Origin of the sequence: Pseudothauera lacus, from assembly GCF_003034845.1 — a bacterium.
Taxonomy (GTDB): Bacteria; Pseudomonadota; Gammaproteobacteria; order Burkholderiales; family Rhodocyclaceae; genus Pseudothauera; species Pseudothauera lacus.
On the sequence record NZ_PZKC01000015.1, the window covers coordinates 23,432 to 50,040 of the forward strand.

At 67.5% G+C, this 26,609-nt stretch carries 32 protein-coding genes; 11 read left to right on the plus strand and 21 right to left on the minus strand.

What is annotated here, in order from left to right; genetic code table 11:
- The first annotated feature begins 5 nt into the window (after positions 1-5).
- Together C8261_RS15310 and C8261_RS15315 are read left to right on the plus strand one after the other, a co-directional pair.
- A complete protein-coding gene (locus tag C8261_RS15310; RefSeq protein WP_107494601.1) occupies positions 6-389 on the plus strand; it encodes a DUF6394 family protein in 384 nt (127 codons plus the stop codon).
- A 19-nt stretch (positions 390-408) separates the two neighbouring features.
- A complete protein-coding gene (locus C8261_RS15315) occupies positions 409-2,148 on the plus strand; it encodes a potassium channel family protein (protein ID WP_107494602.1) in 1,740 nt (579 codons plus the stop codon).
- Positions 2,149-2,166: 18 nt separating this feature from the next.
- Here the strand turns inward: C8261_RS15315 and C8261_RS15320 are convergent, their stop codons facing one another.
- The gene (locus C8261_RS15320; RefSeq protein ID WP_107494631.1) at positions 2,167-2,379 is read right to left on the minus strand and encodes an RNA-binding S4 domain-containing protein; all 213 of its coding nucleotides are present in this window, start codon (positions 2,377-2,379) and stop codon (positions 2,167-2,169) included.
- An 86-nt stretch (positions 2,380-2,465) separates the two neighbouring features.
- Between C8261_RS15320 and C8261_RS15325 the strand changes: the two genes are divergently transcribed.
- The gene (locus C8261_RS15325) at positions 2,466-3,326 is read left to right on the plus strand and encodes an ATP adenylyltransferase family protein (protein ID WP_107494632.1); all 861 of its coding nucleotides are present in this window, start codon (positions 2,466-2,468) and stop codon (positions 3,324-3,326) included.
- Positions 3,327-3,426: 100 nt separating this feature from the next.
- Here the strand turns inward: C8261_RS15325 and C8261_RS15330 are convergent, their stop codons facing one another.
- The 5 genes from C8261_RS15330 to C8261_RS15350 all read right to left on the minus strand — a co-directional run bounded on the left by C8261_RS15330 (position 3,427) and on the right by C8261_RS15350 (position 6,833).
- The gene (locus C8261_RS15330; RefSeq protein WP_107494603.1) at positions 3,427-3,816 is read right to left on the minus strand and encodes a YkgJ family cysteine cluster protein; all 390 of its coding nucleotides are present in this window, start codon (positions 3,814-3,816) and stop codon (positions 3,427-3,429) included.
- Positions 3,817-4,048: 232 nt separating this feature from the next.
- Positions 4,049-4,390, minus strand: coding sequence for a YkgJ family cysteine cluster protein (locus tag C8261_RS15335; RefSeq protein ID WP_235864945.1), 342 nt, complete (start codon positions 4,388-4,390; stop codon positions 4,049-4,051).
- The gene (locus C8261_RS15340) at positions 4,387-5,094 is read right to left on the minus strand and encodes a UPF0149 family protein (RefSeq protein WP_181358966.1); all 708 of its coding nucleotides are present in this window, start codon (positions 5,092-5,094) and stop codon (positions 4,387-4,389) included. Before C8261_RS15340 ends, C8261_RS15335 begins: the two co-directional genes overlap by 4 nt.
- Positions 5,087-5,824 carry a tRNA (guanine(46)-N(7))-methyltransferase TrmB gene (trmB, locus tag C8261_RS15345; RefSeq protein ID WP_107494606.1) on the minus strand — a complete coding sequence of 246 codons (738 nt, stop codon included), beginning with the start codon at positions 5,822-5,824 and terminating at the stop codon, positions 5,087-5,089. The genes C8261_RS15340 and trmB overlap by 8 nt, the downstream gene beginning before the upstream one ends.
- 16 nt (positions 5,825-5,840) lie before the next feature.
- On the minus strand, positions 5,841-6,833 hold the full coding sequence (locus tag C8261_RS15350; protein WP_181358967.1) for a tRNA dihydrouridine synthase: 993 nt from the start codon (positions 6,831-6,833) through the stop codon (positions 5,841-5,843).
- Between the two features lie 161 nt (positions 6,834-6,994).
- Between C8261_RS15350 and rpmE the strand changes: the two genes are divergently transcribed.
- Together rpmE and C8261_RS15360 are read left to right on the plus strand one after the other, a co-directional pair.
- Complete coding sequence (gene rpmE, locus C8261_RS15355; protein ID WP_107494608.1) at positions 6,995-7,213, plus strand: 50S ribosomal protein L31; 219 nt, start codon at positions 6,995-6,997, stop codon at positions 7,211-7,213.
- Between the two features lie 137 nt (positions 7,214-7,350).
- Positions 7,351-8,991 (plus strand): hypothetical protein, encoded by a 1,641-nt coding sequence (locus C8261_RS15360; protein ID WP_107494609.1) that lies wholly within the window; start codon positions 7,351-7,353, stop codon positions 8,989-8,991.
- On the opposite strand, the gene C8261_RS17360 is transcribed toward C8261_RS15360, so the two are convergent.
- Complete coding sequence (locus C8261_RS17360) at positions 8,982-9,143, minus strand: hypothetical protein (RefSeq protein ID WP_181358968.1); 162 nt, start codon at positions 9,141-9,143, stop codon at positions 8,982-8,984. The two genes, C8261_RS15360 and C8261_RS17360, sit on opposite strands and share 10 nt — an antisense overlap.
- 1 nt (position 9,144) lies before the next feature.
- Entirely contained in the window at positions 9,145-9,693 is a 549-nt protein-coding gene (orn, locus tag C8261_RS15365; protein WP_107494610.1) for an oligoribonuclease, read from the minus strand.
- An 82-nt stretch (positions 9,694-9,775) separates the two neighbouring features.
- Here orn and C8261_RS15370 point away from each other — a divergent pair, with 82 nt between their 5' ends.
- The 3 genes from C8261_RS15370 to rsgA are packed head-to-tail and all read left to right on the plus strand — an operon-like array spanning position 9,776 to position 12,293.
- A complete protein-coding gene (locus tag C8261_RS15370; protein WP_107494611.1) occupies positions 9,776-11,026 on the plus strand; it encodes a M48 family metallopeptidase in 1,251 nt (416 codons plus the stop codon).
- Positions 11,027-11,058: 32 nt separating this feature from the next.
- Complete coding sequence (locus tag C8261_RS15375; RefSeq protein ID WP_107494612.1) at positions 11,059-11,382, plus strand: hypothetical protein; 324 nt, start codon at positions 11,059-11,061, stop codon at positions 11,380-11,382.
- A gap of 23 nt (positions 11,383-11,405) precedes the next feature.
- Positions 11,406-12,293: a ribosome small subunit-dependent GTPase A gene (rsgA, locus tag C8261_RS15380; protein WP_181358969.1), complete on the plus strand. Its 888-nt coding sequence runs from the start codon at positions 11,406-11,408 to the stop codon at positions 12,291-12,293.
- A gap of 6 nt (positions 12,294-12,299) precedes the next feature.
- Here rsgA and C8261_RS15385 read toward each other — a convergent pair whose 3' ends face one another.
- The 4 genes from C8261_RS15385 to C8261_RS15400 all read right to left on the minus strand — a co-directional run bounded on the left by C8261_RS15385 (position 12,300) and on the right by C8261_RS15400 (position 17,247).
- A complete protein-coding gene (locus C8261_RS15385; RefSeq protein ID WP_107494613.1) occupies positions 12,300-13,244 on the minus strand; it encodes an alpha-E domain-containing protein in 945 nt (314 codons plus the stop codon).
- 34 nt (positions 13,245-13,278) lie between these two features.
- Entirely contained in the window at positions 13,279-14,697 is a 1,419-nt protein-coding gene (locus C8261_RS15390; protein WP_107494614.1) for a circularly permuted type 2 ATP-grasp protein, read from the minus strand.
- Between the two features lie 415 nt (positions 14,698-15,112).
- Positions 15,113-16,294, minus strand: a complete 1,182-nt coding sequence (locus C8261_RS15395; RefSeq protein WP_107494615.1) for an acetyl-CoA C-acyltransferase family protein — start codon at positions 16,292-16,294, stop codon at positions 15,113-15,115.
- Between the two features lie 26 nt (positions 16,295-16,320).
- Positions 16,321-17,247 (minus strand): CobD/CbiB family protein, encoded by a 927-nt coding sequence (locus tag C8261_RS15400; protein ID WP_107494616.1) that lies wholly within the window; start codon positions 17,245-17,247, stop codon positions 16,321-16,323.
- A 288-nt stretch (positions 17,248-17,535) separates the two neighbouring features.
- Here C8261_RS15400 and C8261_RS15405 point away from each other — a divergent pair, with 288 nt between their 5' ends.
- Entirely contained in the window at positions 17,536-18,561 is a 1,026-nt protein-coding gene (locus C8261_RS15405; RefSeq protein WP_107494617.1) for a diiron oxygenase, read from the plus strand.
- Between the two features lie 89 nt (positions 18,562-18,650).
- Entirely contained in the window at positions 18,651-19,700 is a 1,050-nt protein-coding gene (locus C8261_RS15410; RefSeq protein WP_107494618.1) for a 2Fe-2S iron-sulfur cluster-binding protein, read from the plus strand.
- A 51-nt stretch (positions 19,701-19,751) separates the two neighbouring features.
- Here the strand turns inward: C8261_RS15410 and C8261_RS15415 are convergent, their stop codons facing one another.
- From C8261_RS15415 to C8261_RS15440, 6 genes are all read right to left on the minus strand, one after another.
- Positions 19,752-20,237, minus strand: coding sequence for a YajQ family cyclic di-GMP-binding protein (locus C8261_RS15415; RefSeq protein WP_107494619.1), 486 nt, complete (start codon positions 20,235-20,237; stop codon positions 19,752-19,754).
- Between the two features lie 18 nt (positions 20,238-20,255).
- Complete coding sequence (ppnP, locus tag C8261_RS15420) at positions 20,256-20,579, minus strand: pyrimidine/purine nucleoside phosphorylase (RefSeq protein ID WP_107494620.1); 324 nt, start codon at positions 20,577-20,579, stop codon at positions 20,256-20,258.
- A 14-nt stretch (positions 20,580-20,593) separates the two neighbouring features.
- On the minus strand, positions 20,594-20,824 hold the full coding sequence (locus C8261_RS15425) for a DUF2788 domain-containing protein (protein ID WP_107494621.1): 231 nt from the start codon (positions 20,822-20,824) through the stop codon (positions 20,594-20,596).
- A gap of 10 nt (positions 20,825-20,834) precedes the next feature.
- Positions 20,835-22,064 carry an argininosuccinate synthase gene (locus C8261_RS15430; protein WP_107494622.1) on the minus strand — a complete coding sequence of 410 codons (1,230 nt, stop codon included), beginning with the start codon at positions 22,062-22,064 and terminating at the stop codon, positions 20,835-20,837.
- A gap of 113 nt (positions 22,065-22,177) precedes the next feature.
- Positions 22,178-23,104: an ornithine carbamoyltransferase gene (gene argF, locus C8261_RS15435; protein ID WP_107494623.1), complete on the minus strand. Its 927-nt coding sequence runs from the start codon at positions 23,102-23,104 to the stop codon at positions 22,178-22,180.
- Positions 23,105-23,120: 16 nt separating this feature from the next.
- A complete protein-coding gene (locus C8261_RS15440) occupies positions 23,121-24,293 on the minus strand; it encodes an aspartate aminotransferase family protein (protein WP_107494624.1) in 1,173 nt (390 codons plus the stop codon).
- 271 nt (positions 24,294-24,564) lie between these two features.
- Here C8261_RS15440 and C8261_RS15445 point away from each other — a divergent pair, with 271 nt between their 5' ends.
- Positions 24,565-24,861: a DUF3579 domain-containing protein gene (locus C8261_RS15445; protein ID WP_107494625.1), complete on the plus strand. Its 297-nt coding sequence runs from the start codon at positions 24,565-24,567 to the stop codon at positions 24,859-24,861.
- An 87-nt stretch (positions 24,862-24,948) separates the two neighbouring features.
- Here C8261_RS15445 and rpsT read toward each other — a convergent pair whose 3' ends face one another.
- The 3 genes from rpsT to C8261_RS17365 all read right to left on the minus strand — a co-directional run.
- Entirely contained in the window at positions 24,949-25,215 is a 267-nt protein-coding gene (gene rpsT, locus C8261_RS15450; protein ID WP_107494626.1) for a 30S ribosomal protein S20, read from the minus strand.
- Between the two features lie 274 nt (positions 25,216-25,489).
- Positions 25,490-25,789, minus strand: coding sequence for a DUF2345 domain-containing protein (locus tag C8261_RS15455; protein WP_235864946.1), 300 nt, complete (start codon positions 25,787-25,789; stop codon positions 25,490-25,492).
- Between the two features lie 5 nt (positions 25,790-25,794).
- Positions 25,795-26,609, minus strand: an 815-nt coding sequence (locus C8261_RS17365; RefSeq protein ID WP_181358970.1) for an SEL1-like repeat protein, incomplete at its 5' end; no start/stop codon positions are given.

The following is a 26,609-nucleotide window of genomic DNA, read 5'->3' on the forward strand; positions in this document are numbered from 1 at the left end:
TCATCGTGAATCTGGAAAAGGTCATCTTCGGTTTCTTCATCGTCCTCGCCGCGACGCTGAACTTCGGTTTCTTCATCGGCGACATCGACAACCCCGCCCATCACGACATCTACGAGCTCTTCGCCGCCATCGTGGTCAGCCTGATCGCCACCGTGCTGAAGTTCGGCGACCGCACGCAGATCGGCGCGGTGCATCTGTCCACCAGCCTGGTCGCCGACCTGCAGCTGATCGCCGCGGCCATGGTGTGGGGCTACGCCGCCCACATCTCGGCCGCCGGCCTGACCCCCGAGATGACCGCCAAGGTGGTCTCGCTGTCCGGCGGGGCGCTGCTCGCCAACGGCATTTCGGTGATCATCCTGATCGCCGAGACCATCATGCAGCGCCGCTGAGACGCGCGCGGAGAGGGCGATGACGCCGCTGGCGCGCCACCACAGCATCTTCTTCCTGATCATGCGGCGCCTGCGCGCGCCGCTGATCCTGCTGATCAGCATCATCGCGGTGTCGGTGCTGGGGCTGACCCTGGCACCCGGCGTCGATGCCGAGGGCAATGTCCATTACCTGAGCTTCTTCCACGCCTTCTACTTCATCAGCTACACCGCCACCACCATCGGCTTCGGCGAGATCCTCTACGACTTCTCCGACCAGCAGCGCCTGTGGGTGACCATCTCGATCTACATGTCGGTGATCGGCTGGACCTACACCCTCGGCACGCTGTTCGCCCTCCTCGGCGACCGCAGCCTGCAGCAGGCCATCCACACCCAGCGCTTCGTGCGTGCAGTGCGCCGCCTGCGCGAACCCTTCTACCTGGTCTGCGGCTACGGCGAGACCGGCCGCCTGATCTGCAGCGCGCTCGACCGCATGGGCCACCGTGCGGTGGTGGTGGAAATCGACGAGATCAAGGTCGGCGACATCGACCTGCACAGCTTCATCGCCGACGTTCCGGCGCTTGCCGCCGATGCCTCGAACCCCGAAACCCTGCGCTTTGCCGGCCTCACCAGCCCGCACTGCGCCGGCGTCATCGCGCTCACCAACGACGACAGCGTCAATCTCGCCATCGCCATCGCCGCCCGCCTGCTGGCTCCCCGCCTGCCCGCCCTGTGCCGTGCGGAAACCCCGGAGACGGCGGCCAACATGGCCTCCTTCGGCACCCGCCACATCATCAACCCCTTCGAGAAGTTCGGCGACTATCTGCGCCTGGCACTGCAGCTGCCCGCCGGCTGGCAGTTGCTCGCCTGGCTCACCGGCCTGCCCGGCACCACCCTCGAACACCACCGCGAGCCGCCGCGCGGGGCGTGGATCCTGTGCGGCCACGGACGCCTCGGCCGCCTGCTGGTGCAGGCCATGGACGACGAATCGGTGCCGGTCACGATCATCGACCGCCACCCCCCGGAGGACTTCACCCACCGCTGGGTCCAGGGCGACGCCACCGGCGCCGGGGTGCTCGGCGAGGCGGGCGTGGAGCGCGCCGCGGGCATCGTCGCGGGCACCAGCTCGGACGTCGACAACCTCTCCATCGCGGTCACCGCGCGGGAGCTGAACCCGAAGCTGTTCGTCGTGCTGCGCCAGAACCAGTACAGCAATCACGCCCTCTTCGACGCCTTCGAGTCCGATTTCAACATGGTGCCGAGCGAGATCATCGCCCACGAGTGCCTGGCCATCCTGTCCACGCCGCTGCTGGTGCCCTTCCTTGAACAGATGAAGGAGCGCGATGGCGAATGGTGCACATGGCTGCTGAAACGTCTCACCGGGCGCTTCGGCTGGGAGGTGCCGACGGTGTGGAGCGAGCGCATCAACCTTGCCCGCGCGCCGGCGCTGTACCGCCACCTGATGCGCAACGGCGAAGTCCGCCTGGACGCCCTGCTGCGCTCGCCGCACAACCGCAACGAGTATGTCGCCGGCGAGGTGCTCTACCTGCGCCGCGACGACGACGACCACCTGCTGATGCCGCGCGGCGACGTTACCGTGCGTGCCGGCGACGAACTGCTGCTGGTCGGCCGCGCTGGCGCACGCAGCGATCTCGCCCTCACCCTCGCCAACGAGCACACCCTGGCCTACGTGCTCACCGGCACCGAGCTGCCTGGCGGCTGGATCTGGGAGCGCCTCGCCGGCCGTCGCCAGGCGCGCGCCAGCCGGCGCCTGCCGGGCTGAGCAACGCGCGGCGCGCCGTCAGCGCACCAGCAGCACTGCCTCGGCGCCCATTTCCACGCGCTGCCCGGGGCGCAGCTTGGCGCGCTTGCGCGTCTCCACCTGGCCGTCGACACGCACCAGACCGGCCTCCACCGCGGCATGCGCGGCGCCGCCGGAATCGACCCATGCGAGGGTCTTGAGCAGTTGATCAAGCTGGATGTGATCGCCGCGCACGGCAAGGGTCTGGGACATGCTTCGCTCCGGCACCGCCAGCAGGCGGCGCACACGTACAATGACAAAGTTGCCGCGCATTGTCGCTCACCCGCCCGCCTACCGCCATGCCCGTCACCACCGCCAGCCCCACGCCCGCCCTGCTCGACCGCATCCGCCAGTGCCGCGAGGCGGCGCTGCGCAGCGGCGCGCTGCAGCCCATTGCCACCGAGCGGGCGGAGATCGACGACCACGGCCTGCACTTCAGCGTGCGCTGGATCTCCTCCCTGGAGCGCAAGCATGCCCAGCGCGAGCAGGCCGCGGGGCGGCGCGACCCCGGCTTCAACCCCTTCCTGCCCCCGGAGGCCGGACTCACCGTCGGCGAACTGGGGGCGGACCACCTCGCCGTGCTGAACAAGTTTCCGGTCATCGACGATCACCTGCTGGTGATCGCCCGCCACTTCGTGGAGCAGAGCGCGCCGCTCGACGCCGGTGATTTCACCGCCCTCGCCCGCGTGCTCGGCCCGCTCGGCGGCCTCGGCTTCTACAACGGCGGCACGGCCGCCGGTGCCAGCCAGCGCCACAAGCATCTGCAGTGGATTCCCCGCGCCGCGGACGACACCTGCCTGGGGCCGTTCGCGCCCGGCGCTGCCGGCTCTCTGCCCTTTCGTCACGCCACCGTCGCCCTCGGCGAAGTGGACTGGTCACAACCCGCCGCGGCCGGCGCACGCCTCCACACCGCCTTTGCGGGCGCCTGCGCCAGCCTGGGGATGGATGCCGGAGCGGACCCGATGCCGCCCTACAACCTGCTCATCGACCGCCAGCGCATGCTGGTGGTGCCGCGCTGCGCCGAGCACTGGCAGGACATTTCGGTGAACGCGCTGGGCTTTGCCGGATCCTTGTTCGTGCGCCGGCCGGCGCAACTCGACAGCATCCGTGCCTGTGGCCCACTGCAGGTGCTGACGGCGGTGGGCTGCGCACTGCCCTAACGCGGATTTCTCACACTGACACGTCACGAGGGAGTACGGCGTGCCACGGCGGGCGCATCGGCACCCGCAGTGGGACAGCGTGAGAAATGCGGACCAGGACTCAGGCAGCCTGCGGCAACGGATAGAAAGGCGGCAGCGGCGGCAGGCCGATGGTGGCGCGCAGTTCGTCGCAGCGCGGGTTGGCGCTGCCGTCTTCGAGATACACCGGAAACTCCCGGCATGGCGTCGGGCGATTGGCGTAGATGGTGCAGGCGACGGCTTCGCCGACGGTACCGGAGAGGCCGACGCAGCGCCGCGGCAGGCTGTTGCTGCCCTGCATGCAGCGCAGGTGGGGGGTCAGCTTCTCGGTCAGATGCGCGGGAACGAAGCCGCCGGGGGCATCATCGGCCTCGGCCCAGTAGAAGGAGATGCGGAAGTGGGTGCAGCAGATGCCGCAGCTGATGCAGGGATTGAAGCCGCCGTCGGCGGGGATGGAATCGGCCTGGGACATGGAAGGCGCCACGAGGAGGTTTTCGGCCCGAAGCAGCCTCTTCCCCGCGCACGCCTCCGGCACCTGCGTGCTCCGGAGGCACGGCTGGATGCCGCCCCACCGGCGCAACAGACGATGAGCGTCACGCCCGGCGCGCGGATTGTAGCGTTTCCATGCGCCGAATCAAGCATCTAAACTACTGATTAAAAAGTACTTTTACGGGAATAAATTTTGCCGGAAGATATTCCCGCAGCTACAGCGCTGGCAGCCCGTGGCGACGGCGCGCGCGTTCACAGCCGCTGTCGCCGATGCCGAGCGCGGCATAAGGGGCAAAATCGCGACAGGGCGGCGGGCGGCGCTCGTAGATGGTGCACGCCACGGCCTCGCCGATCACCCCGGCGAGGGCCACGCAGCGCGGCGACTCGGCATCGGTGCCAAGCATGCGCACCAGGCGCGGGGTCAGCGCCACGGTGAGTTCATCGGGCACCCCGGCGGCATCGCGGCTGGCCAGCATGGCGGGGTGGAAATCCACCCGGAAGGCCGCGCAGCACGCGCCGCAGCGCGTGCACGGATCGGAACCGGCAGCGTTGCTCAAGCGTCCTCGGCGCCGCAGCACTTCTTGAACTTCTTGCCGCTGCCGCATGGGCAGGGCTCGTTGCGCCCCGGCCCGGCAGTCGACCCCTGCGGCGCCTCGATCACTGCCAGCGCAGGACCTTCGATGCCGGCGGCCTGCCAGCGTGCGCGCAGGTCGGCAACCACCGCGGCGGCATCCTCCAGCCATTGCAGGCGGGTTTCGCCATCGGCCTGGTCGGCGTCGGGGGCTTCCCACAGCGTCGCCATGCGGGCGATCTCGTCGCGCGCGGCATCGGCATCCGCGGCCGGCACACGGCTTTCCCAGTCCGCCGGCCACAGCTCCAGGCCCTGGGTGAAACCGGCCATCCATTCCTCGCCGAGCGCCAGCCCGTCACCATCGGTGCTGGCATAGCAGAACGGCTCCCAGCCATCGTCGATGCCGACGGTGGCGACCAGCTCGTTGTAGTAGCGCAGCACCAGGGTGATGGCCTGCTGCATCTGGCGCCCGGATCCGAAACTGACCGCCTCGTCGTGGGCACTCCACACCGCTGGCAGCCATTGCGCCGGGACCAGCGCCTGCGGGCAGGCGACCACGGCGGCGAGATAGCCGTCGAGCATTTCGAGGTTCATGCAATCCTCGGGCACCGCATCCGATACCAACAAGGCTTCGAGTTCGTCGAAAGCCTCGTCGTCGAGGATGTGGGCCTGGATTTCGTCGTCAGTCATCGCTGTACTCCCTAGTGTCATCCGTGCACCGTGCCCCAGCCTCACGCCCAGCGCAAGCGCCTTGGTCAACATCCCAGCGGAGGCGGTACAGGGGCTGGCCGGAATCGCGGTACTTGCGCTCGAAGGGGGTCAGCGCCACCTCGGCCTCGAAACGCTCCCAGCCCACCTCGCGCCCACTGGCGATGCGCAGCGCCAGGGCCAGTTCCTCGATATAGACCTGCCAGTTGCTGCGGCACTCCAGCACCCCGCCAAGGCGCAGCAGCCAGGGGAAGACAGGGTGCGCGTGCCAGCGCCGTGCGAGGTGGCCGATCTTCGGCCACGGATTGGGATAGAGCAGGTAGTGGCGCGCCAGTCGCACGCCGCGTTCGTCGAGCAGGCGCCAGAAATCGACCAGGTCGGCACGCACGAACACCATGTTGCGTGGCATCAGGGCGTCCGGATAGGGCTTGCGGCGGTTCAGGCGGTCGGCGGACTGGTCGACGCCGATGACCCAGTGGTCGGGGTGGGCGCGGGCGAGCTGGATGGTGCTGTGCCCGACTCCGCAGCCGGCGTCGAGGATCAGCGGGGCGTGACCGTCCCAGCCTTCGAGGGCCTGCGCGCAGGCGGCACGGTTGTAGTCGGTGCAGGGCTTGCGGAAGGGATGCTGGAGGTGGCGTTCGACCAGGCGCGCGAGGTGTTCATGAACCCCTTGCTGGGCGCTGGTGGGAATACTCGAATTGGCGTAACTCAATGTTCTTGGCCTGCAATCAGGCGGCCAGCAGGCCGCGCTCGGGGTGGATGCCGTGGGCACGCAGCACGGCCTCGCTTTCGGCCAGCCCGCGCACGGTGCGCAGGGCGGCAAAGAGGGCTTCGGCCTGTGCGTAGTTGCGCCGCAGCAGACCCACCCACTGCTTGAGGCGGCCGGGCGCATGGCGGGCTTCGACGCGGCTCAGCACGCGCACCCAGAACTGCGCCAGCAAGGGCTGCAGCTGCGCCCATTCGGCCGCCCGCGCGGCGTCGAGGTCGCGTCCGCCAAGGGCATCGCCGGCGCGGATGCGGCGGGCGAGGAAGGGGTCGGCGACCGCGCCGCGGCCAAGCATGACGTCGGCGACGCCACTGACCTCGCGGCAGCGCCGCCAGTCGGCTTCGCTCCAGACCTCACCGTTGGCGACCACGGGGATGTCGACAACGTCGGCGATGCGTCCCACCCACTCCCAGTGCGCCGGGGGGCGATAGCCTTCGGCGCGGGTGCGGGCATGCACCACCAGTTCGGCGACGCCGCCAGCGGCAAGCGCGCGTGCGCAATCCAGCGCCCGCCCGCAGTCGTCGATGCCGAGACGCATCTTGGCGGTGAGCGGCAGGCCCTGCGGCATCGCTGCGCGCACGGCCACGGCGATGCGGTGCAGCAGTTCGGGCTCGCCGAGCAGCGCCGCGCCGCCGCGATGGCGGTTGACGGTGGGCGCCGGGCAGCCGAAGTTGAGGTCGATGCCGGCCGGCCCCAGCGTTGCCAGACGCGCCGCGCTGGCGGCCATCAGCGCCGCATCGCTGCCGAGCAGCTGCACGCGCACCGGCGTACCGGCGAGGGTGCGCCCGCCGGCGTCGAGCTCGGGGCTGATGCGGCGGAAGAAACGCGCCGGCAAGGCCGTTGCAGAGACGCGGGCAAACTCGGTGACGGCGAGATCGTAGCCCCCGGCGCAGCTCAGCACCTCACGCAGGGCGTGATCGAGCAGACCTTCCATGGGGGCAAGCAAGAGGCGCACGGATGGGAACAGGGCGGATGGATGGGCGCGCATTGTAACGCGCCCGCCGCCGCTGGCATACGAAACGCCTTGCCTTGGGCGCGGGTGTAGGGGATAATCCCGCGTTTCCCACCGTACCCAGGGCGGCCACATTCACCGCCCGCCTGCATCAAGGACCTGCCATGAAAGCGGACATCCATCCCAACTACAAAGCCGTTCAGGTGACCTGCTCCTGCGGCAACACCTTCGAGACCCGCTCCACCCTGGGCAAGCCCGCCCTGCACGTGGAAGTGTGTTCCGCCTGCCACCCGTTCTACACCGGCAAGCAGAAGATCGTCGATACCGCCGGTCGCGTCGAGCGCTTCCGTCAGAAGTACGGCAACGTCCAGCGCCTGGGCTGATTTGCCCGCGCAGGGTCAAAAAAGGCAGCTCCGGCTGCCTTTTTTGTTGTCCTGCGCGCCGGCAAGGCTCACCGCAGGCGCGGCATCGCGCTGCAGGCTGCTAAAATCCGCCCTCCAGACATCCGGCCCCCTGGCCCATGATTCCGTCCACCGCTCCACAGACCACCCTGTCCCGCATGCTCTTCGGCGCCCCCGGCCTGGTGGCGCTGGCGGCGCTGTACCTGCTGGTCGGGCTGATCGGCCACGACCCCTGGCGCGGTGACGATGCCCGCCACCTCGGCCCGGTATTCGCCATGCTGCAGGGCGAAGGCCTGTTGCTGCCGCATCTGGCCGGCGAGGCAGTGGGCGAGTATCCGCCGCTCTACTACTGGACCGCGGCAGTGCTGGCGACGCTGTTCTCGTGGGCGCTGCCGGCACACGACGGCGCCCGCCTGGCGACCGCACTGTACGCCGCCCTCACCCTGTACTGGATCTCCCAGGCCGCCGCCGCCCTGCATGGCCGCGAGGCACGGGCGGCGGCGGTGCTGCTCACCCTCGGCACCCTCGGTCTGGTCATCCACGCCCACCAGGCCCAGCCGCTGATCGCCCTGATGGCGATGCAGGCGCTCACCCTTGCCGGCCTCGCCCGGCTCGGCCAGGCCCCGCTCGGCGGCGCCCTGCAGGCTGCCGCGGGCGCGGCACTGGCCTTCCTCGCCGCCGGCCTGGGCGGCGCCCTGCTCACTTTGCCGCTGCTCTTCGGGGTCATCGCGCTCAGCCCGGAGTGCCGCACCCCGCGCATCAGCGGCGCGCTGCTGCTCGCCCTGTGCTGCGCGCTGGGTGCAGCGGCGCTGTGGCCACTGGCGCTGCACTACCAGCAGCCGGAGCTTTTTGCACTGTGGTGGGAGAGCGACTGGGGCAGCTTCGGCGGCGCCCTGCCCGCCGACCGCCTGCGCCCCTTCGTGGAGGACATCGGCTGGTTCACCTGGCCGCTGTGGCCAATCGCGCTGTGGTCGCTGTGGCTCGCCCGCCGGCGCCTGTTCAGCCTGCCCGTGCAACTGCCGCTGGCCGCCACAGTGCTGGCGGTGATCTGGCTGGTGACCGACTATGAACCCGAGGTCAGCACCCTGCTCGCCCTCGTCGCGCCGCTGGCCCTGCTCGCCGCCGGTGGCGTGACCCGCCTGCGCCGCGGCGCCGCCAACGCTTTCGACTGGTTCGGGGTGATGACCTTCGCGGTGTTCGCGCTGCTGGTGTGGCTGGGATGGACCGCGCAGGTGTTTTCCTGGCCCCCCGGGCTGGCGCGTCACGTTGCCCGCTACGGCCCCGATTTCGTCCTCCAGGGCGAGGCCCGTCAGGCCGTGCTCGGCGCCCTGGCCTGCGCGCTGTGGCTGCTGCTGGCGTGGAAGCTGCCGCGTTCGCCGCAACGCGGCCCGGCAAACTGGGCGATGGGCATGACCATGCTGTGGTGCCTGGCGGTGATCCTGCTGATGCCGTGGTTCCAGCACGGGCGCAGCTACCGCCCGGCGGTGGAAGCCCTGCAGGTGGCCCTGGCCGAGTACAGCGAGGAGTGTGTCGCCAGCACCGGGCTGTCGCCCAGCGTGCGCGCTTCGCTGGATTACTACGCCGGCCTGCGGCCGCTCGCCGTCGGCCCCCAGGGCAGCCCGTGCCGGCTGCTGCTGGTGCATGAGGACCGCCGCAGCAAGCCGCCTTCACTGTCGCCGGAATGGCTGTCGGTGTGGGAGCACAGCCGCGGCGGCGACAAGCAGCGCGAGACCTTCCGCCTGTACCACCGTCAGCCGTAGATCAGGCACATCCCCGGCGTCGAGCCCTGCTGCGGGGCGAAGTAGCCCAGCAGGTAGAAGAACAGGATCACCCCTGCGATGATCAGCAGGCGTCGCCGCCGGGCGCGGGCCCAGGCGACGACAGCTGCGAGCAGCACGCCCAGTCTTGCCATCTCAGGACAGGCGCAGGAAGGTGTCGCGGTAGTGGCGCAGTTCGGCGATGGATTCGTGGATGTCGGCCAGGGCCTCATGCTTGCCCTTCTTCTCCACGCCCTTGTACACCTCCGGGCGCCAGCGCCTGGCGAGTTCCTTGAGGGTGGACACGTCGAGGTTGCGGTAGTGGAACCACGCTTCCAGCTGCGGCATGTAGCGCGCCATGAAGCGGCGATCCTGGCACACCGAGTTGCCGCACATCGGCGAGGTGCGCGCCGGCACCCATTCCTTGAGGAAGGCCAGCATCTGCGCTTCGGCCTCCACCTCGCCCACCGTGGACGCCTGCACACGGGCGGTCAGTCCGGACTTGCCATGGGTGTTGCGGTTCCATTCGTCCATGCCGTCGAGCACGCTGTCGGGCTGGTGGACGGCAATCACCGGGGCTTCGGCGACGACGTTGAGCTGGCTGTCGGTGATGACGACGGCAATTTCGATGATGCGGTCGCGATCCGGTTCGAGCCCGGTCATCTCCATGTCCAGCCAGATGAGGTGGTTCTGATCCTGTGCCATAATCGTTCGGCCAATAATGAAACGAGAAGGCGCTGATTGTGTCACAGAAAGCGTCCTGCCTCCCGCCCCCCGACCGCCCCCGATGACCGCCACCGCCTTTGCCGCCCTCTTCGTCTGCGTGCTGCTCGCCGGCAGCGCCCTGCGCGCCGTGCTGATGCTGCGCCAGATGCGCCATGTTGCCGCCCACCGCGAGAGCGTGCCGGCGGCCTTCGCCGCCACCATCGGCCTCGCCTCGCACCGCAAGGCGGCGGACTACACCGCGGCACGGATGCGCATCGGCCTGGTCGAACTGGCGGTCTCGGTGCTCTTCGTCCTCGCCCTCACCCTCGGCGGCGGCCTGCAGGCGGTGAGCGGGCTGTGGCTGGCGGCCTTCGCGCACGACAGTCTCGCCCACGGCATCGCCATGCTCGCCACCCTGGCGGTGCTGAGCTGGCTGGTGGATCTGCCCTTCGCGCTGCTGCGCACCTTCGGCATCGAGAAGCGCTTCGGCTTCAACCGCATGACACCGCGGCTGTATGCCGCCGACACTGCCCGCGAAGCCCTCCTCGGCGTCCTCATCGGCCTGCCGGTGCTGGCCGCGGTGCTGTGGCTGATGGGCGCGATGGGAGAACTGTGGTGGCTGTGGGTATGGGCCTTCTGGCTGGGGGTGAACCTGCTCGCCCTGCTCATCTGGCCGACCTTCATCGCCCCGCTGTTCAACACTTTCACGCCGCTGGCCGACGACAGCCTGCGCAGCCGCGTCAACGCGCTGCTGGAGCGCTGCGGTTTCCGCGCCCGCGGCCTGTTCGTGATGGACGGCTCGAAGCGCTCGGCGCACGGCAACGCCTACTTCACCGGCTTCGGTGCCGCCAAGCGCATCGTCTTCTTCGACACCCTGCTCGACAAGCTCGCCCCGGAAGAGGTCGAGGCGGTACTTGCCCACGAGCTCGGCCATTTCCACCACCGCCACATCGTCAAGCGCATCGCCGTGCTGGGCGCCACCAGCCTGGCGCTGTTCGCCGTGCTGGGCTGGCTGATCGCGCAGCCGTGGTTCTACGCCGGCCTCGGTGTCGACACCCCGGGCACCGCTGCGGCACTGGCGCTGTTCGCCCTCGCCCTGCCCGCCTTCAGCTTTCCGCTCTCGCCGCTGCTCAGCCACTGGTCGCGCAAGCACGAGTTCGAGGCCGACCGCTATGCCGCGCGCCAGACCCGCGCCGCCGATCTGGTCAGCGCGCTGGTGAAGCTCTACCGCGACAACGCTGCCACGCTTACCCCCGATCCCCTGTATTCGCGCTTCTTCGATTCCCATCCGCCGGCCGCCGTGCGCGTTGCACGTCTGCAGGCGGCGCCGTGAGCCACCGCCCCGCACCCAGGAGGAGACGACCCATGATGCGCACCACAACCCTCGCCCTGCTCAGCCCGCTGGCCCTGCTGCTGCCCGCCACGGCCGCCGCCGACCCCTTCCCCGCCGCGGACCGCGCCGCCGGCCAGCGCATGCACGCAGAGATGTGCATCGAGTGCCACGCACGCCGTTTCGGCGGCGAGGACGGCGCCGAGATCTACACCCGCTTCGACCGCCGCGTGAGCACCCCCGGCGCGCTGGAGCAGCAGCTCACCGCCTGTACGGCAATGCTCGACCTCGACCTTTTCCCCGAGGACGAACACCACATCGCCGGCTATCTCAACGACCGCTATTACAAGTTCAAGTGAAACATCGCCCTGCCGGCGGCCGCATGTTGCGCGGCCTGATCACCGCGGCCTTCGGCCGCCACTACGAGATCCTCACCGACGAGGGCCGCCTGCAGGGCTATCCGCGGGGCAAGAAGAGCGTCTTTGCCTGCGGTGACGAGGTTGACCTGGCGCCGCGCGGCGACGACCAGGGCGCCATCGAATACCTTCATCCGCGGCGCAGCCTGCTGTGGCGCTCCGACGCCTTCCGCGAAAAGCTCATCGCCGCCAACATCGACCAGGTGGTGATCGTCGTCGCCACCGAGCCGGGCTTCTCCGACCTGCTGGTGTCGCGCTGCCTGTGCGCGGCCGAGGCGCAGGACGTCGCCGCGCTGATCGTCCTCAACAAGGCCGACCTCGGCGAGCGCCTGCCGGCGGCGCGCGCATCCCTCGAACTGTTCACCGCGCTCGGCTACCGCGTCGTCGAACTGGCGGCGATCGATGGCGCCGATGCCCTGCGCGCGCATCTGCACGGGCGCCGCAGCATCTTCGTCGGCCAGTCCGGGATGGGCAAATCGACCCTCACCAATGCGCTGATCCCCGAGGCCCGCGCGGCCACGCGGGAGATCTCCACTGCCCTCGATGCGGGCAAGCACACCACCACCTTTGCGCGCCTGTACGCCCTCGGCGACCACGGCTGGCTGGTCGACAGCCCCGGGCTGCAGGCCTTCGGCCTTGCCCACCTGGCACCCGAGGAACTCGCCGAGTGTTTCGTCGAGTTCCGCCCCCACCTTGGCAATTGCCGCTTCCGCGACTGCCAGCACGATGCCGAGCCGGGCTGCGCGCTGCAGGCAGCGCTGAGCGCCGGCGCCATCCACCCGCGGCGCTTCGAGCACTACCGCGCGATCCGCGAAGAGATCCTCGCCGCCCGCCGCCTCAACCCGGGCTGGTAAGCCCTCTCAGGACACCGGCACGAGGAAGTCGTCGGCGATGCGGTTGCCGAGGTCCTGCACGCGGCTGAGCAGGCGCACGACGTAGTTGTGCAGGCCGTCGCGGACGATGTCGTCGATGCGGCCGAAGCGCAGTTGCGCCTCCAGTTCGCCGGCACGGCGCTCGGTTTCCGCGGAGTGGTCGTTGGCCACCGCCTGCAGGTTGGAATAGACCTCTTTCAGGCAGCGCGCGATGGAGCGCGGCATGTCCACCCGCAGCAGCAGCAGCTCGGCCACCCGCGACGGCGTGATGAGGTCGCGGTAGACCTTGCGATACACCTCGAAGGCCGACACCGAGCGCAGCAGTGCGCTCCACTGGTGATAGTCGGCGGCGCCGCCCTCGACCTCGCCGGCGGGCAGCAGCAACTGGTATTTGACGTCGAGGATGCGGGCGGTGTTGTCGGCGCGTTCGAGGAAGGTACCGAGGCGGATGAAGCGCAGTGATTCATCCTGCAGCATGGTGCCGATGGTGACCCCGCGCGACAGGTGAGAGCGGTACTTGACCCACTCGAAGAACTCGCCGGCCCCGGAGTCGGCCAGCATCTCGGGGGTGAAGTCGCGCATCTTCAGCCAGGTGCCGTTGGTGGTCTCCCACAGCTCGGAGGTCAGCGTGCCGCGCACCGCGTGGGCGTTCTCGCGCGCCGCGCGCAGGCAGTTGCGCACGCTGGAAGGATTCTCGGCATCGAAGACCATGAAGGCCAGTACGTTGTCGGCGGACAGTTCGCCGTGGCTGCGGTAATAGGCGCCTTCCAGCCCCATGATGCGCAGCGTCGCGCCCCAGGCCTGCTCCTGCTGCACGGCGGACTGCGGCATCATCGACATGCGGTGATTGACGTCGAGGATGCGGGCGATGTTCTCGGCGCGCTCCATGTAGCGTGCCATCCAGTAGAGGTGATCGGCGGTACGGCTCAGCATCGTGTTTCTCCCAGTGTTCTCGCGTGCACCGCGCTCAGGCTTCCAGCACCCAGGTATCCTTGGTCCCGCCGCCCTGCGACGAGTTGACCACCAGCGAACCCTCGCGCAGCGCCACCCGGGTGAGGCCGCCGGCAACCAGCTGCACCTCCTCGCCGGAAAGCACGAAGGGCCGCAGGTCGATGTGACGCGGCGCGATGCCGGCATCGACGAAGGTCGGGCAGGTCGACAGCGCCAGCGTGGGCTGGGCGATGTAGCGCTCGGGATGGGCGACGAGGATCTGCCGGAAGGCCTCGACCTCGGCCTTGGTGGCGGCGGGGCCGACCAGCATGCCGTAGCCGCCGGCGCCGTGCACTTCCTTCACCACCAGTTTGGCGAGGTTGTCGAGCACGTAGGCGAGGTCATCGGCCTTGCGGCACATGTAGGTCGGCACGTTGTGCAGGATGGGCTCTTCGTCGAGGTAGAAGCGCACCATGTCGGGGACGTAGGGGTAGATCGACTTGTCGTCGGCAACGCCGGTGCCGATGGCGTTCGACAGCGTCACCCGCCCGGCGCGGTAGGCCTGCAGCAGCCCGGGCACGCCGAGCACGGAATCCTTGCGGAAGGCGGTGGGATCGAGAAAATCGTCGTCGATGCGGCGGTAGATCACATCCACACGCTGAGGCCCGCGCGTGGTGCGCATGAAGACCTGGTCATCCTGTACGAACATGTCCTGCCCCTCGACCAGTTCCACGCCCATCTGCTGGGCGAGGAAGGCGTGCTCGAAGTAGGCGCTGTTGTAGGCGCCCGGCGTCATCACCACCACAGTCGGGTCGGCCACCCCGGTGGGGGCGACGCTGCGCAGGGTATTGAGCAGGATGTCGGGATAGCGGTCCACCGGCGCGACGCGGTAGCGCGAGAACAGGCGCGGGAAGAGCCGCATCATCATCTTGCGGTTCTCCAGCATGTAGGACACCCCCGAGGGCACCCGCAGGTTGTCCTCCAGAACGTAGTACTCGCCCTTGCCGGCACGCACGATGTCTACCCCGGCGATGTGGGCGTAGAGGTCGCGGGCAACATCCACCCCCTGCATCTCCTTGCGGTACTGGGCGTTGTTAAGCACCTGCTCGGCGGGAATGCGCCCGGCCTTGAGGATGTTCTGGTCGTGGTAGACATCGTGGATGAAGAGGTTCAGTGCCTTCACGCGCTGGCGCAGGCCGGCCTGCAGCATGGCCCACTCGTCGGCGGGGATGATGCGCGGCACGATGTCGAAGGGAATCAGGCGCTCGGTGCCGGCGTTTTCGCCATAGACGGCGAAGGTGATGCCATGGCGGTGGAACAGCGCGTCGGCCTCGGCACGCTTCTGGCTGATGCGCTCCTCGGGCATCTCCGACAGCCAGCTGGCAAAGGAGGCGTAGTGCGGACGCACCCGCCCGGCCTCGTCGATCATTTCGTTGTAGAAGGTCTTGTTGCTCATGACGCCGGGCCCGCCTCTTGGTTGGTGAAACTGACAGGGTAATGACAGCGAGAAACGTGCCAGGGTTCTGTCCGCGGCGCGCCGGGGTTTTGCGGTCTGGCGGCGAGCAGGCGCACCAAAGCGGTGCATCGTCACGCCGCAAGGACGGTGGCGTGGTGCATGGACAACCCCTGGCCCGCATTTCTCACACCATCCCTGCTGCGGGTGCCGATGCACTCGCCGTGGCACGCCGTACTCCCTCACGCCGCCTCGACGTAGTGTCAGCTACGCCTTCGGCGCCGCTCAGTCCGTGCGGCGCACCACGGCGGCGCCTCGACCCCCTCGCGACGTGAGGGTGTGAGAAATGCGGACTAACACCGGGCAGGGCGAAAAAAAACCCGCCGTAGCGGGTTTTTCTGGCTGAGATCAACGGCGCTCAGATGCGCTCGAAGATCGCCGCAATACCCTGGCCGCCGCCGATGCACATGGTGACCAGCGCGTAACGCCCGTTGGTGCGCTGCAGCTCATACACCGCCTTGGTGGCAATGAAGGCGCCGGAGCAGCCCACCGGGTGACCCAGGGCGATGGCACCGCCGTTGGGGTTGGTCTTGGCCATGTCGAGTTCCAGGCCCTTGGCCACGGCCAGCGCCTGCGCGGCGAAGGCTTCGTTGGACTCGATCACGTCCATCTGGTCAAGGCTCAGGCCGGCACGCTTGAGCGCCAGCTTGGAGGCCGGGATGGGGCCTTCGCCCATGACGTCGTTGGGCACGCCGGCGACGGCGTAGGACACCAGACGGGCCATCGGCTTGTAGCCGGCACTGGCCGCCGCGGCAGCGTCGGCGAGCACGAAGAAGGCCGCACCGTCGTTGATCCCGGAGGCGTTGCCGGCGGTCACGCTGCCGTCCTTCTTGAAGGCGGGCTTCATCTTCGCCAGCGCTTCCAGGGTGGTCATGCGCGGATGCTCGTCGGTGTCGAACACCGTCTCGCCCTTGCGGGTCTGCTGCACGATGGGGACGATCTGCGACTTGAAGTAGCCGGCGGCGATGGCGCGCGCGGCACGCTCCTGGGATTCCAGCGCGAAGGCATCCTGCTCTTCACGGCTGATGCCCCACTTGGTGGCCAGGTTCTCGGCGGTGATGCCCATGTGGCCAACGCCGAAGGGGTCGGTGAGCACGGAAACCATCATGTCGATGGCCTTGGCGTCGCCCATGCGCGCACCGGAGCGCAGCGCCGGCATCATGTAGCCGCCGCGCGACATCACTTCGACGCCGCCGCCGACGCCGAATTCGCAGTCGCCGAGCATGATCGACTGGGCGGTGGAGACGATGGCCTGCAGGCCGGAGGAGCACAGGCGGTTGACCTGCATGGCCACCGAGTCCATCGGCAGGCCGGCCTGGATGGAAGCGACGCGCGGCACATAGGCGTAGCGCGAATCGGTGGGGATGCAGTTGCCCACGGTGACGTAGTTGATCTGCTGGGGGTCGACGCCGGAGCGGGAGACCGCCTCGCGCATCACGGTACCGGCAAGCTCGGCGGGCTCGATGCTGCTCAGCGAACCACCGAAAGCACCGATTGCGGAGCGCACTGCGCTCAGGACTACGACTTCACGATTTGCCATCTGAAACTCCCACTCCTTGATGTCAATCAACCGCCAACCCAGCCGGCAACGCCGACCAGGGCCAGCAACAGCAGGCAGAGCAGCAGGGCCCGCCATACCAGGCCCACCGTACTCTGCATGTAATCGGCATCGGCTTCATCGCCGAGGCCCAGTTCCGGTCTTTCCATGACTTCGCCGGATTCATGCACGGGCATGCCCAGACGCACGCCCATCGCACCGGCACCGCTGGCAAGCAGTATACCGGAGGCCTTGTCGGCCCACAGGACGGCCTGGGTACGCCAGCAGAATATCGCCCCTTCGAAGTCGCCGACCACCGAGAACGACGCCGAAGTCAGGCGGATCGGTACGTAGTCGATGATCTCGAAGGCCTTGCGCGCAAAGGCGCCGAACTGGCCGAACTCGGCATCGCGGCGGCTGCCCCAGTCCTCCGCCAGGTAGCGCGCGACGCGATACAGCACCGCGCCGAGCGGGCCGGGCAGGATGATGAACCAGAACACTACACCGAAGACGTTACGATGTGCCGACAGCAGGGCCTGCTCGATGGCCAGGCGGGCAACCTCCGAGGAACTCGCCTCGCGGTACTGGTGACCACGCCACTCGCCAAGCAACGCGCGCGCGCGGTCGAGTTCGCCCATGCGCAGGGCCAGGTGGATGTCGGTGAAGAAGTGGCTTTCGTGGCGGAAGCCCATGGTGAGGTAGAGCACGCCGACGTTGAAGGCGAAGGCCAGCAGCGGGTGGATGGCGCACAGCAGGTAGAACAGCGCCGCGGTGAGCGCCACCGCCGCGAGCACCAGCAGCCACCAGGCGAGCTGGCCGTGACGCGCGCTGCCGTCGTTGAAACGCTCCACCAGCAGGCCCGAAAGGCGGGCCAGCGGCGCGCCGACGACCTGCTGCGCGGCCAGGGGACGAACCTGCTCGATGAGCAGGGCAACGATCAGCGAAAAAAGCGTCATGCGGTCGGTCTGGAAGATTCTGGCCGGCGGCACGCCCGCCCGGGCCTGTGTGTGACGATACCACAAGTGAACGACGGTTGATGCGCGCAAACGCCCACGGGCCAAGGCTTGCCGCGCCAGCGGGAGCGACGCCGGGGATGTCCGGCAGGAGGCCCGGCCAATAATTACTATTGACCGACCGGTCAATCAATTCTATATTTTCTTGACCCAGATCATTTTTTGCTCTGGCGAACTTGCGGCGAGGCACTGCACCGCCCCGCCGCCCCATACCAAGATGAGGAGACACACATGGCCCGTAACGAAAAGCTTGCTCAGCAGATGGAGTTTCCGCCGGCGACCGAGCAGCCCAACGTCTATCCGCTCTCCTGGCACGCCCAGACCGCGAAGATGGAGGAGGTCTGGGACGCCGCCCAGCGCGAGAACTGGGATCCGAAGAAGCTGCCCTGGGACACGCTGGACGTCGAGTCCTACTCCTGGGAGGAGCGTGAGGCCATCGCCTACTGGTGGACGCTGCTGTCGGTGTTCGACGCCTCCGCTCCCCCGGTGTTTGCCGAAGCCTTCATCAAGACCTATGAAGTGCATGAGGAAGACCCGGTGCGCCGCTGCTTCTTCTCGGTGACCCGCGACGAGCAGAACCACGAACAGATGTGCGGCCTGGCGATCACCAGGTTCCTGGAGCACCCGGACCCGCTGACCTACGAACCGAAGACCGAACTCGGCAAGCGTCTGCAGAAGAACGCCAAGTGGCTGTACTACAACGGCGGGCGTTACTGGAGCGGCTACAAGCAGGCGGTGCCGAAGTACTCGCTGGCGGTGCTGTTCAGCTCCTTCCTGATGGGCGAGATCGCTGCGGCGACGATCTTCAAGCAGATGCACGACAACTCCCGCGAACTGGTGTTCAAGGAAGCCTTCCGCAACATCGGCCGCGACGAAGGCCGCCACATGGCCATCTGTATGGCACTGATGGAGCGCGACTACCCGAAAATGCCGGCCGAGGACAAGGCTCTGGTGACCAAGCAGATCCGCGCCGGCTACCTTTTCCTCTCCGCCGTGCTGTTCGAACCGCCGATGGAATTCTGGGATCTGCCCAACGACTTCATCGACAACCAGCGCGAGGCCGAGGAAGTGGCGCGCGGCGCGGGCTTCGGCGTGCCCAGCTATGAGGCCAAGAAGGAGAACTGGAAGAACGCCATGCTCAACCTGAAGGGCGTGCTCGACCGCTACGGCATTCCCTTCCCGGCGATTCCGGAAGTCGGCATCACCGGCCAGGAAGTGTCGGACATCGACATGCAGGACATCATCCCGGTGTTCTGAGCCCTCGCAGCACGCACGACAACGGGCCGCGGGCAATGCACCCGCGGCCCTTTTGCACCTCCTCGATACCCCCTGAGCGGGAGACAACAATGCAGAAGATCCGCCTCCATCCCTCCGGCCGCGAGGTCGAATGCGCCGCCGGCGACACCGTGCTCGGCGCGCTGGAAAAGGCCGGCTACGCGCTGCCCAACAACTGCCGCGCCGGCGCCTGTGGCGAATGCAAGGTGAAGGTACTGTCCGGCCAGTTCGACCAGGGCATGGTGCTCGACATGGCGCTCTCGCAGGACGAGCGCAAGCAGGGCTACGGGCTGATGTGCATGGCCAAGCCGCTGTCGCCGGAACTGGTCATCGAATGGGGCACCGAAGACGCCAAGCCCAAGCTCTTTCCGCCGCGCGAGGACCAGCGCTTCGTGCTCACCGACCGCATCGCGCGCACCCCGCGCATCCTCGAACTGCACTTCCGCCCGGTGGGCCAGCCGATGCGCTACTGGCCCGGGCAGTACGTCACCCTCGGCGACGAACGCGCCGGGGCGCCGGCGCGCTGCTACTCGATTGCCAACGCGCCGCGCCCGGACGGCGAGATCGTGCTGCAGATCACCCGTGTCGACGACGGCCAGACCAGCCGCTGGGTGCATGACAGCCTGAAGCCCGGCGACCTGGTGAAGATCTCCGGCCCCTACGGCACCTTCATCGGCGACCCCTCGGTGGACACCCCGGTGCTGTGCATGGCCGCCGGTTCGGGCCTGGCCCCCATCCTCTCGCTCACCGAAGCAGCGCTGCGGCGCTCCTACCGCAAGCCGGTCACGCTGCTGTTCTCGGCACGCGCGGAGGCCGACCTCTACGACTCCGGGCTGATGAAGTACTGGGAGACGCGCCACCGCAACTTCACCTACCGCCCCACGCTCACCGGCGAGGCCTGTGAGGGCATGCTGCACGGACGCATCCCGGCGGTGCTGCCGGGCTTGTTCCCGGACCTCTCCAAGCACAGCGTATTCGTTGCCGGCAGCCCGGAATTCGTCGCTGCCTGCGTGGACGCCGCCAAGGCGCTGGGCGCGCAGGATGAGCTGATCCACACCGAGGGCTACTTCGGCCAGGCGGTGCCGCAGACCGCGCCCGCCAGCCATCTGGTGACGGCGTAAACGGCAGCGGGGGCAGCACAGCGGCTGCCCCCGCGCGCCCATCCCATTCGCTCAGTCGCGGAAGTTGCCGAACTGCAGCGGGAAGTCGGTGATGTCCTTCTTCACCAGTGCGATGGCGTCCTGCAGCACGTCGCGCTTGGCGCCGGAGACGCGCACTGCATCGCCCTGGATGGCGGCCTGCACCTTCATCTTGCTGTCCTTGAGGAGCTTGACGATCTTCTTCGCCAGTTCCTGCTCGACGCCGACGCGCACCTTCACTTCCTGCTTGACCTTGTTGCCGGAGATCTTCTGCACGTCGCCGTAGTCGAGGCAGCGCACGTCGACCTTCTTCTTGGTCATCTCGGGAAGCAGGATGGCCTTCATCTGGTCGAGCTGGAAGTCACTGTCACCGAACAGGGTAATCAGCTTGTCGCCCAGTTCGAGCTTGGCGCTGGTGCCCTTGAAGTCGTGACGGCCGGCGATCTTGCTGTTGGACACCTCCACTGCATTGCGCAGCGAGGGCTGGTCCACCTCGGACATGATGTCGAATGACGGCATGGTGTGCCCTCCTCCGCCTCAGCCGAAGTGGCAGATGTAGTGGTAGGGCTCGCCAGCGACTTCGATGTCGAAGCTGGAATTGCCCGGCACGTCGAAGGACTCGCCGGCGCCGTAGGTCTTCCACTCGCTCTCGCCCTTGAGACGCACGCGGCAGCTGCCGGCCACGCCTTCCATGATCTCCGGCGCGCCAGTGTTGAAGGTCAGGCTGGCGGGCAGGATCACCCCCACCGACTTCTTCGTGCCGTCGGCCAGGACGATGGAGTGGCTGACGCACTTGCCGTCGAAATAGACGTTGGCCTTGGTGGTGACGGCCACGCCGTCGAACTTTTCAGTCACGCTCATTGCTCGTTCCGTAGTCATTCGATGCCCATCAGCTTCTGGATCAGGGCCTTCGAGACAAAGCCCACGAAGCCCAGACCGAGGCCGATGAACATCCACATCGCGCCGTACTTGCCGGCCTTGGATTCCTTGGCGAGATTGCCGATGATGAACAGCATGTAAAGGATGAGCACGGTAAAGCCAACCTTCAGGGCCAGCGACTCGAACTCCTCCAGGGTGAGGCCGAACATCACCACTTCATTGCCCATCGTGCGCGCCTCAGCCCCGCTTGCCCTTCGCGTTGGCGGCGATGCGCATGCGCAGCGCGTTCAGGCGGATGAAGCCGTGGGCGTCCTTCTGGTTGTAGGCGCCGGCGTCGTCCTCGAAGGTGGCGATGGTCGGATCGAAGAGCGAATCGGTCTTCGAGTCGCGCCCGGTGACGATGACGTTGCCCTTGTAGAGCTTGACGCGCACCCAGCCATTGACGGTCTGCTGAGTGTGGTCGATGAGCGCCTGGATGGCCTGGCGCTCGGGGCTCCACCAGTAGCCGTTGTAGATCATGCTGGCGTAGCGCGGCATCAGGTCGTCCTTGAGGTGGGCGACTTCGCGGTCGAGGGTGATCGACTCGATGGCGCGGTGCGCCTTGAGCAGGATGGTGCCGCCCGGGGTTTCGTAGCAGCCACGGCTCTTCATGCCGACGTAGCGGTTTTCCACCAGGTCAAGGCGGCCGATGCCGTGCTTGCCGCCCAGTTCATTGAGCTTGGCGAGCAGTTCGTGGGCCTTCATGCGGGTGCCGTTGATCGCCACCAGATCGCCCTTCTCGAACTCCAGGTCGATGTATTCGGCGGCGTCCGGTGCGGCTTCCGGCGACACCGTCCAGCGCCACATGTCTTCCTCGGCCTCGGCGGCGGGGTTTTCCAGGTGGCGGCCTTCGAAGGAGATGTGCAGCAGGTTGGCGTCCATCGAGTAGGGCGAACCGCCCTGCTTGTGCTTCATCTCGATCGGGATGCCTGCCTTCTCGGCGTAGGCGAGCAGCTTTTCACGCGACAGCAAGTCCCACTCGCGCCACGGGGCGATCACCTTCACGCCCGGCATCAGCGCGTAGTAGCCCAGTTCGAAGCGCACCTGGTCGTTGCCCTTGCCGGTGGCGCCGTGCGACACGGCCTCGGCGCCGGTGGCGCGCGCGATCTCGATCTGGCGCTTGGCGATCAGCGGACGGGCGATGGAGGTGCCGAGCAGGTACTCGCCTTCATAGATGGTGTTGGCGCGGAACATCGGGAAGACGAAGTCGCGCACGAACTCTTCGCGCAGGTCGTCGATGAAGATGTTCTCCGGCTTGATGCCGAACTTCAGCGCCTTGGCACGCGCCGGTTCGAGCTCCTCGCCCTGGCCGAGGTCGGCGGTGAAGGTCACCACCTCGCACTGGTAGGTGTCCTGCAGCCACTTCAGGATCACCGAGGTATCCAGCCCGCCCGAATAGGCAAGCACCACTTTCTTCACGTCGCTCATCTTCTCGTCCAGTCCAATGCCAGGGGGCTTCGTGGGCTCCCCGCGCGGTTAGCAGCCATTCGCGTCATCACTTGCAGGTCCCGCCGCCGACGCGAGCCGCGGCGGAATCCTCGTCACTTGGGCTCGACCCTGCCGAGCACCAGGTATTCCATCAGCGCCTTCTGCGCGTGCAGGCGGTTCTCGGCCTCGTCCCACACCACCGACTGCGGACCGTCGATCACCTCGGCGGTCACTTCCTCGCCGCGGTGCGCGGGCAGGCAGTGCATGAACACCGCGTCCGGCGCGGCGACCGACATCATTTCGGCATCCACGCACCAATCGGCAAAGGCCTTCATGCGTTCCTCGTTCTCCGCCTCGAAGCCCATCGAGGTCCACACGTCGGTGGTCACCAGATGGGCGCCCTTGCAGGCCTCCAGCGGGTCGGCGAACTGCTCGAAGTGATCAGTGCCGTAGAGGCCGGCGCGCTCCGGCTCGACCTCGTAGCCCGGCGGTGTGGACACGTGGACGTTGAAGTCCAGCACTTCGGCCGCCTGCAGCCAGGTGTTGCACATGTTGTTGGAGTCGCCCACCCAGGCCACGGTCTTGCCCTGAATCGGGCCGCGATGCTCGATGAAGGTGAAGATGTCGGCGAGGATCTGGCAGGGGTGGTATTCGTTGGTGAGGCCATTGATCACCGGCACGCGCGAGTTGGCGGCGAAGCGCTCGATGATGTCCTGCTCGAAGGTGCGGATCATCACCACGTCGCTCATGCGCGAGATCACCTGCGCGGCATCCTCCACCGGCTCGCCGCGGCCCAGCTGCGAGTCGCGGGTGTTGAGGTAGATCGCCGAGCCGCCGAGCTGGTGCATGCCGGCCTCGAAGGACAGCCGCGTACGCGTGCTGGCCTTCTCGAAGATCATCACCAGGGTGCGGTCGAACAGCGGATGGTAGGGCTCGTAGCGCTTGTACTTGTCCTTGATCCAGCGCGTGCGCTCGAAGAGGTAGTCGAACTCCTCGCGGGTGAAGTCCTTGAACTGCAGGAAATGCTTGTTTGCCGTCATCGGATCGCTGCCTTACTCATTGCGCGAGGAAGTCGCGCACCAGCGGAGCCAGGCGTTCGACCAGCGTCGCCGCTTCGGCCTCGGTGAAGGTCAGCGGCGGCAGCAGGCGGATCACCCGCTCGGCGGTGACGTTGAGGAGCACGCCGGCCTCCAGCGCTTGCCCGACCAGGGCACCGCACGGGCGGTCGAGCTCGATGCCGAGCATCAGGCCGCGGCCGCGGATGTCCACGACCCCGGCAACGCCTTCCAGTGCACGGCGCATGCCCTGGCGGATGGCCTCGCCAACCTCGACGGCGTTGGACATCAGGCCTTCGGTCTCGATCACCTCCAGCGTGGTCAGCCCGGCGGCGCAGGCGAGCGGATTGCCTCCGAAGGTGGAGCCGTGATTGCCGGGACCGAACAGCCCGGCCGCGCGCCCGGCGGTCACGCAGGCGCCGATGGGCACCCCGGAGCCGAGGCCCTTGGCCAGGGTCATCACATCGGGCGTCACCCCGGCGTGCTGCCAGCCGAACCAGCGCCCGGTGCGGCCGACGCCGCACTGCACCTCGTCGCAGATCAGCAGCCAGCCGCGCTGGTCGCAGATCTCGCGCAGTTCGCGCTGGAACTGTTCGTCGGCCACATTGATGCCGCCCTCGCCCTGGATCATCTCCAGCATCACCGCCACCACACTGTGGTTGTGCTCGGCAACGGCGCGGATCGCAGCGATGTCCTTGTACGGCACGCGCACGAAACCGCTTACCAGGGGCTCGAAACCGGCCTGAGCCTTGCGGTTGCCGGTGGCCGAGAGGGTTGCCATGGTACGGCCGTGGAAGGCGTTCTCCATGACGATGATGGTAGGCAGCTCGATACCCTTGCGGTGGCCGTAGAAACGCGCCAGCTTGATCGCTGCCTCGTTGGCCTCGCAACCGGAGTTGCAGAAGAACACCTCTTCCATCCCCGACAGCGCCGCCAGGCGATCGGCGAGCTTTTCCTGCAGGGGAATGCGGTAGAGGTTGGAGGTGTGCAGCACGCTGGCGGCCTGCTCGGCGATCGCCCGCACCAGACGCGGGTGATTGTGCCCGAGGGTGGATACCGCGATACCGGACAGCGCATCCAGATAGGCCTTGCCAGCCTCATCGTAGATCCACGCGCCTTCGCCGCGAGCAAAGGCCACCGGCAGTCTGGCGTAGGTGTTCATGAGATGGGACATGGATAACCCCGAAATGAATGAAGCACAAAACGCTCACGGCGGCACAGGCCGCCGTGAGATTGGCAAAGAGGGGATGGTAAGGGAAAGTCTCAGGGTTGTATATATCGCCACCGTGACGGGCCGGCACCGTCCGCCATGGCATCCCGTGACATGGCATTCCGCATCGCGAATCAGGGTTTTCCGTTATAATCCGCCCCGCTTTGCGAGGCGCACCGGCAGCGACAAGACTGCCGCGCCGGAGACGGACTCCCCAGCCCACAGGGCGTGACACATGAACCAGAACATACAAAGCTTTGTCATCATCGGGGTCACGACAGAGGGAAAGAAGTTCCGCCCCAGCGACTGGGCGGACCGCCTGTGCGGGATCATGTCGGCCTTCGGCGCCGACCACCGCATGATGTACTCCCCCTACGTGCGCCCCGGGTGCACCCTCAAGGGTGACAAGACGGTCGTCGTCGACGCCCGCCTCTACGACATCGAGCCGCTGGCCTACAAGTTCCTGATCAACTTCGCCAACGACAACGACCTGCAGATGGAGCCGATCGACGACGCACACAGCGCCGTCTGACCCCCGCCCACGACACGCAGAACCGCAGCACAAAAGCAAAACGGCGACCCGAGGGTCGCCGTTTCAATGCTGCCGGAAGGGCGCCGCTCAGGCAGCCATGCCCTTGATGGCGGCAGACAGGCGGCTCTTGTGACGGGCGGCCTTGTTCTTGTGGATGATCTTCTTGTCGGCGATGCTGTCGATGGTGCTCTCGGAGCTGCGGAAAACCGCCTGAGCCGCCGCTTTGTCGCCACCCACGATGGCCTTGCGAACGGCCTTGATCGCGGTACGCAGACGCGAGCGCAGGCTGGCGTTGTGAGCGCGAGCTACAACAGCTTGGCGGGCACGCTTGCGGGCTTGTGCGGAGTTGGCCATGTGATTGACTTCCGTTGTTCAGGTTTGGAAAACCCGTGATTCTACCGGCGACACCCCCCTTCCGCAAGACTTTTGTTCCAGTTGGCGCTTGTGTTCCAACACCGGGACAAGCCTACTTGCCAAGCGATCCATCAATCTTCCTCTTCATCTGCCATCCCCCTGCACTTCTGGCTCACGGATCTCGGTGCCGTAGCCTCTGCATGGGCGGCGAAGTGCTCGATCATGCACACCGCCTGCACTGAACCCCGGGCGTTCTCCAAGGTTGCACACTATCTCAACCCACATGGATGGTGAGGTTGCCTGGGCAGCGCACGGTGATGCTGCCGTCGAGGGTGATGCTGGCGCCGCCGTCGACGGCGATGACGATGCGCCGGGCGGCGGCGAAGTCGATGTGTTCGGCGAGGCTGGCCAGATCGAGGGTGTCGCGCGCCTGCAGGGCAAAGGTGCTGCTGTGGGCGGCCAGATCGATGTCGTCGTGGGCGGCGATCAGGGCCAGGCCGGTGTTGCCTTCGCCGGGGGCGATGGCGCCGGCCACCAGGCCGATCGCCTGGCCGGCGTGACCACCAGCCCGCACGCCGCTCAGTCCGGCTGTCCGGCGGGCCGGCCGGTGCGCGGGTCGAGCCCCTTGGTGCGGGCCATGTCATCGATCACTGCGGCTTCGGGCAGTGGTGGGGGGACGTTGGCGTCGAACTCGACCTTCCAGCGCAGGGTGCCATCCCAGGGCGGCAGGGGCGCGGGGGGCAGGGGTACGATGTCGTCGACATCGGGCACCTTGGGGTCGAGGTAGGAGTAGTCGGAGAGAAAACGCTGGATGAGGCCGTAGCGGCGCACGCGCTCGGGGTCCTTTTGCTGGGCAAGGTAGTCGAGCTGATTGTCAGGGGTGGGGCCATCAAACCCATCCCGAAGAGCAAGCGCGGCAGTAGGGATCCCGGCCTGAATACCCCACTGGAAGGCTTGAATTGCTTCCGTGTAGGAGCCTCCCGCACCGTGAAAAGTGTCCGTGGCGAGATCGATGCCAAGAGCCTCCGCAGCTCTTCCGTGCCCCTGCATTGCGGCGCATCTACGCATTTGGCGCGCTACTTCAGGAGCCCGATCAATTGGTGCAAGATAGCCCGCCACCAGATACTGTGCCTCAGGGCTACCCAGGTCGGCGGCCTTGCGGTAGTAGCGCAGGGCGAGGACGGGGTCGCGGGCGACGGTGGAGCCGGTTTCGAGCATGCGGGCCATGTCGTAGTAGCCGCCGGGGATGCCGCGGGCGATGAGTGCCTCGGTGAGGGCGAGGCGCTCGCCCAGGGGGTTGGCGCTGCGCGCCTGGCCGCGCTCGATCATGCGGCGTAGCTCGAGGTTGGCGAGGTCGTGGTCCCAGGCGGCGGCGATGCGCAGCAGGCGTTCGA

Excerpts from the sequence above, each read along its gene's own strand:
- C8261_RS15315 (WP_107494602.1), top strand. The coding sequence starts at position 409 with ATGACGCCGCTGGCGCGCCACCACAGCATCTTCTTCCTGATCATGCGG.
- C8261_RS15320 (WP_107494631.1), bottom strand. The coding sequence starts at position 2,379 with ATGTCCCAGACCCTTGCCGTGCGCGGCGATCACATCCAGCTTGATCAA.
- C8261_RS15325 (WP_107494632.1), top strand. The coding sequence starts at position 2,466 with ATGCCCGTCACCACCGCCAGCCCCACGCCCGCCCTGCTCGACCGCATC.
- C8261_RS15330 (WP_107494603.1), bottom strand. The coding sequence starts at position 3,816 with ATGTCCCAGGCCGATTCCATCCCCGCCGACGGCGGCTTCAATCCCTGC.
- C8261_RS15340 (WP_181358966.1), bottom strand. The coding sequence starts at position 5,094 with ATGACTGACGACGAAATCCAGGCCCACATCCTCGACGACGAGGCTTTC.
- rpmE (WP_107494608.1), top strand. The coding sequence starts at position 6,995 with ATGAAAGCGGACATCCATCCCAACTACAAAGCCGTTCAGGTGACCTGC.
- C8261_RS15360 (WP_107494609.1), top strand. The coding sequence starts at position 7,351 with ATGATTCCGTCCACCGCTCCACAGACCACCCTGTCCCGCATGCTCTTC.
- C8261_RS17360 (WP_181358968.1), bottom strand. The coding sequence starts at position 9,143 with ATGGCAAGACTGGGCGTGCTGCTCGCAGCTGTCGTCGCCTGGGCCCGC.
- orn (WP_107494610.1), bottom strand. The coding sequence starts at position 9,693 with ATGGCACAGGATCAGAACCACCTCATCTGGCTGGACATGGAGATGACC.
- C8261_RS15370 (WP_107494611.1), top strand. The coding sequence starts at position 9,776 with ATGACCGCCACCGCCTTTGCCGCCCTCTTCGTCTGCGTGCTGCTCGCC.
- C8261_RS15375 (WP_107494612.1), top strand. The coding sequence starts at position 11,059 with ATGATGCGCACCACAACCCTCGCCCTGCTCAGCCCGCTGGCCCTGCTG.
- rsgA (WP_181358969.1), top strand. The coding sequence starts at position 11,406 with ATGTTGCGCGGCCTGATCACCGCGGCCTTCGGCCGCCACTACGAGATC.
- C8261_RS15385 (WP_107494613.1), bottom strand. The coding sequence starts at position 13,244 with ATGCTGAGCCGTACCGCCGATCACCTCTACTGGATGGCACGCTACATG.
- C8261_RS15390 (WP_107494614.1), bottom strand. The coding sequence starts at position 14,697 with ATGAGCAACAAGACCTTCTACAACGAAATGATCGACGAGGCCGGGCGG.
- C8261_RS15395 (WP_107494615.1), bottom strand. The coding sequence starts at position 16,294 with ATGGCAAATCGTGAAGTCGTAGTCCTGAGCGCAGTGCGCTCCGCAATC.
- C8261_RS15400 (WP_107494616.1), bottom strand. The coding sequence starts at position 17,247 with ATGACGCTTTTTTCGCTGATCGTTGCCCTGCTCATCGAGCAGGTTCGT.
- C8261_RS15405 (WP_107494617.1), top strand. The coding sequence starts at position 17,536 with ATGGCCCGTAACGAAAAGCTTGCTCAGCAGATGGAGTTTCCGCCGGCG.
- C8261_RS15410 (WP_107494618.1), top strand. The coding sequence starts at position 18,651 with ATGCAGAAGATCCGCCTCCATCCCTCCGGCCGCGAGGTCGAATGCGCC.
- C8261_RS15415 (WP_107494619.1), bottom strand. The coding sequence starts at position 20,237 with ATGCCGTCATTCGACATCATGTCCGAGGTGGACCAGCCCTCGCTGCGC.
- ppnP (WP_107494620.1), bottom strand. The coding sequence starts at position 20,579 with ATGAGCGTGACTGAAAAGTTCGACGGCGTGGCCGTCACCACCAAGGCC.
- C8261_RS15425 (WP_107494621.1), bottom strand. The coding sequence starts at position 20,824 with ATGGGCAATGAAGTGGTGATGTTCGGCCTCACCCTGGAGGAGTTCGAG.
- C8261_RS15430 (WP_107494622.1), bottom strand. The coding sequence starts at position 22,064 with ATGAGCGACGTGAAGAAAGTGGTGCTTGCCTATTCGGGCGGGCTGGAT.
- argF (WP_107494623.1), bottom strand. The coding sequence starts at position 23,104 with ATGACGGCAAACAAGCATTTCCTGCAGTTCAAGGACTTCACCCGCGAG.
- C8261_RS15440 (WP_107494624.1), bottom strand. The coding sequence starts at position 24,293 with ATGTCCCATCTCATGAACACCTACGCCAGACTGCCGGTGGCCTTTGCT.
- C8261_RS15445 (WP_107494625.1), top strand. The coding sequence starts at position 24,565 with ATGAACCAGAACATACAAAGCTTTGTCATCATCGGGGTCACGACAGAG.
- rpsT (WP_107494626.1), bottom strand. The coding sequence starts at position 25,215 with ATGGCCAACTCCGCACAAGCCCGCAAGCGTGCCCGCCAAGCTGTTGTA.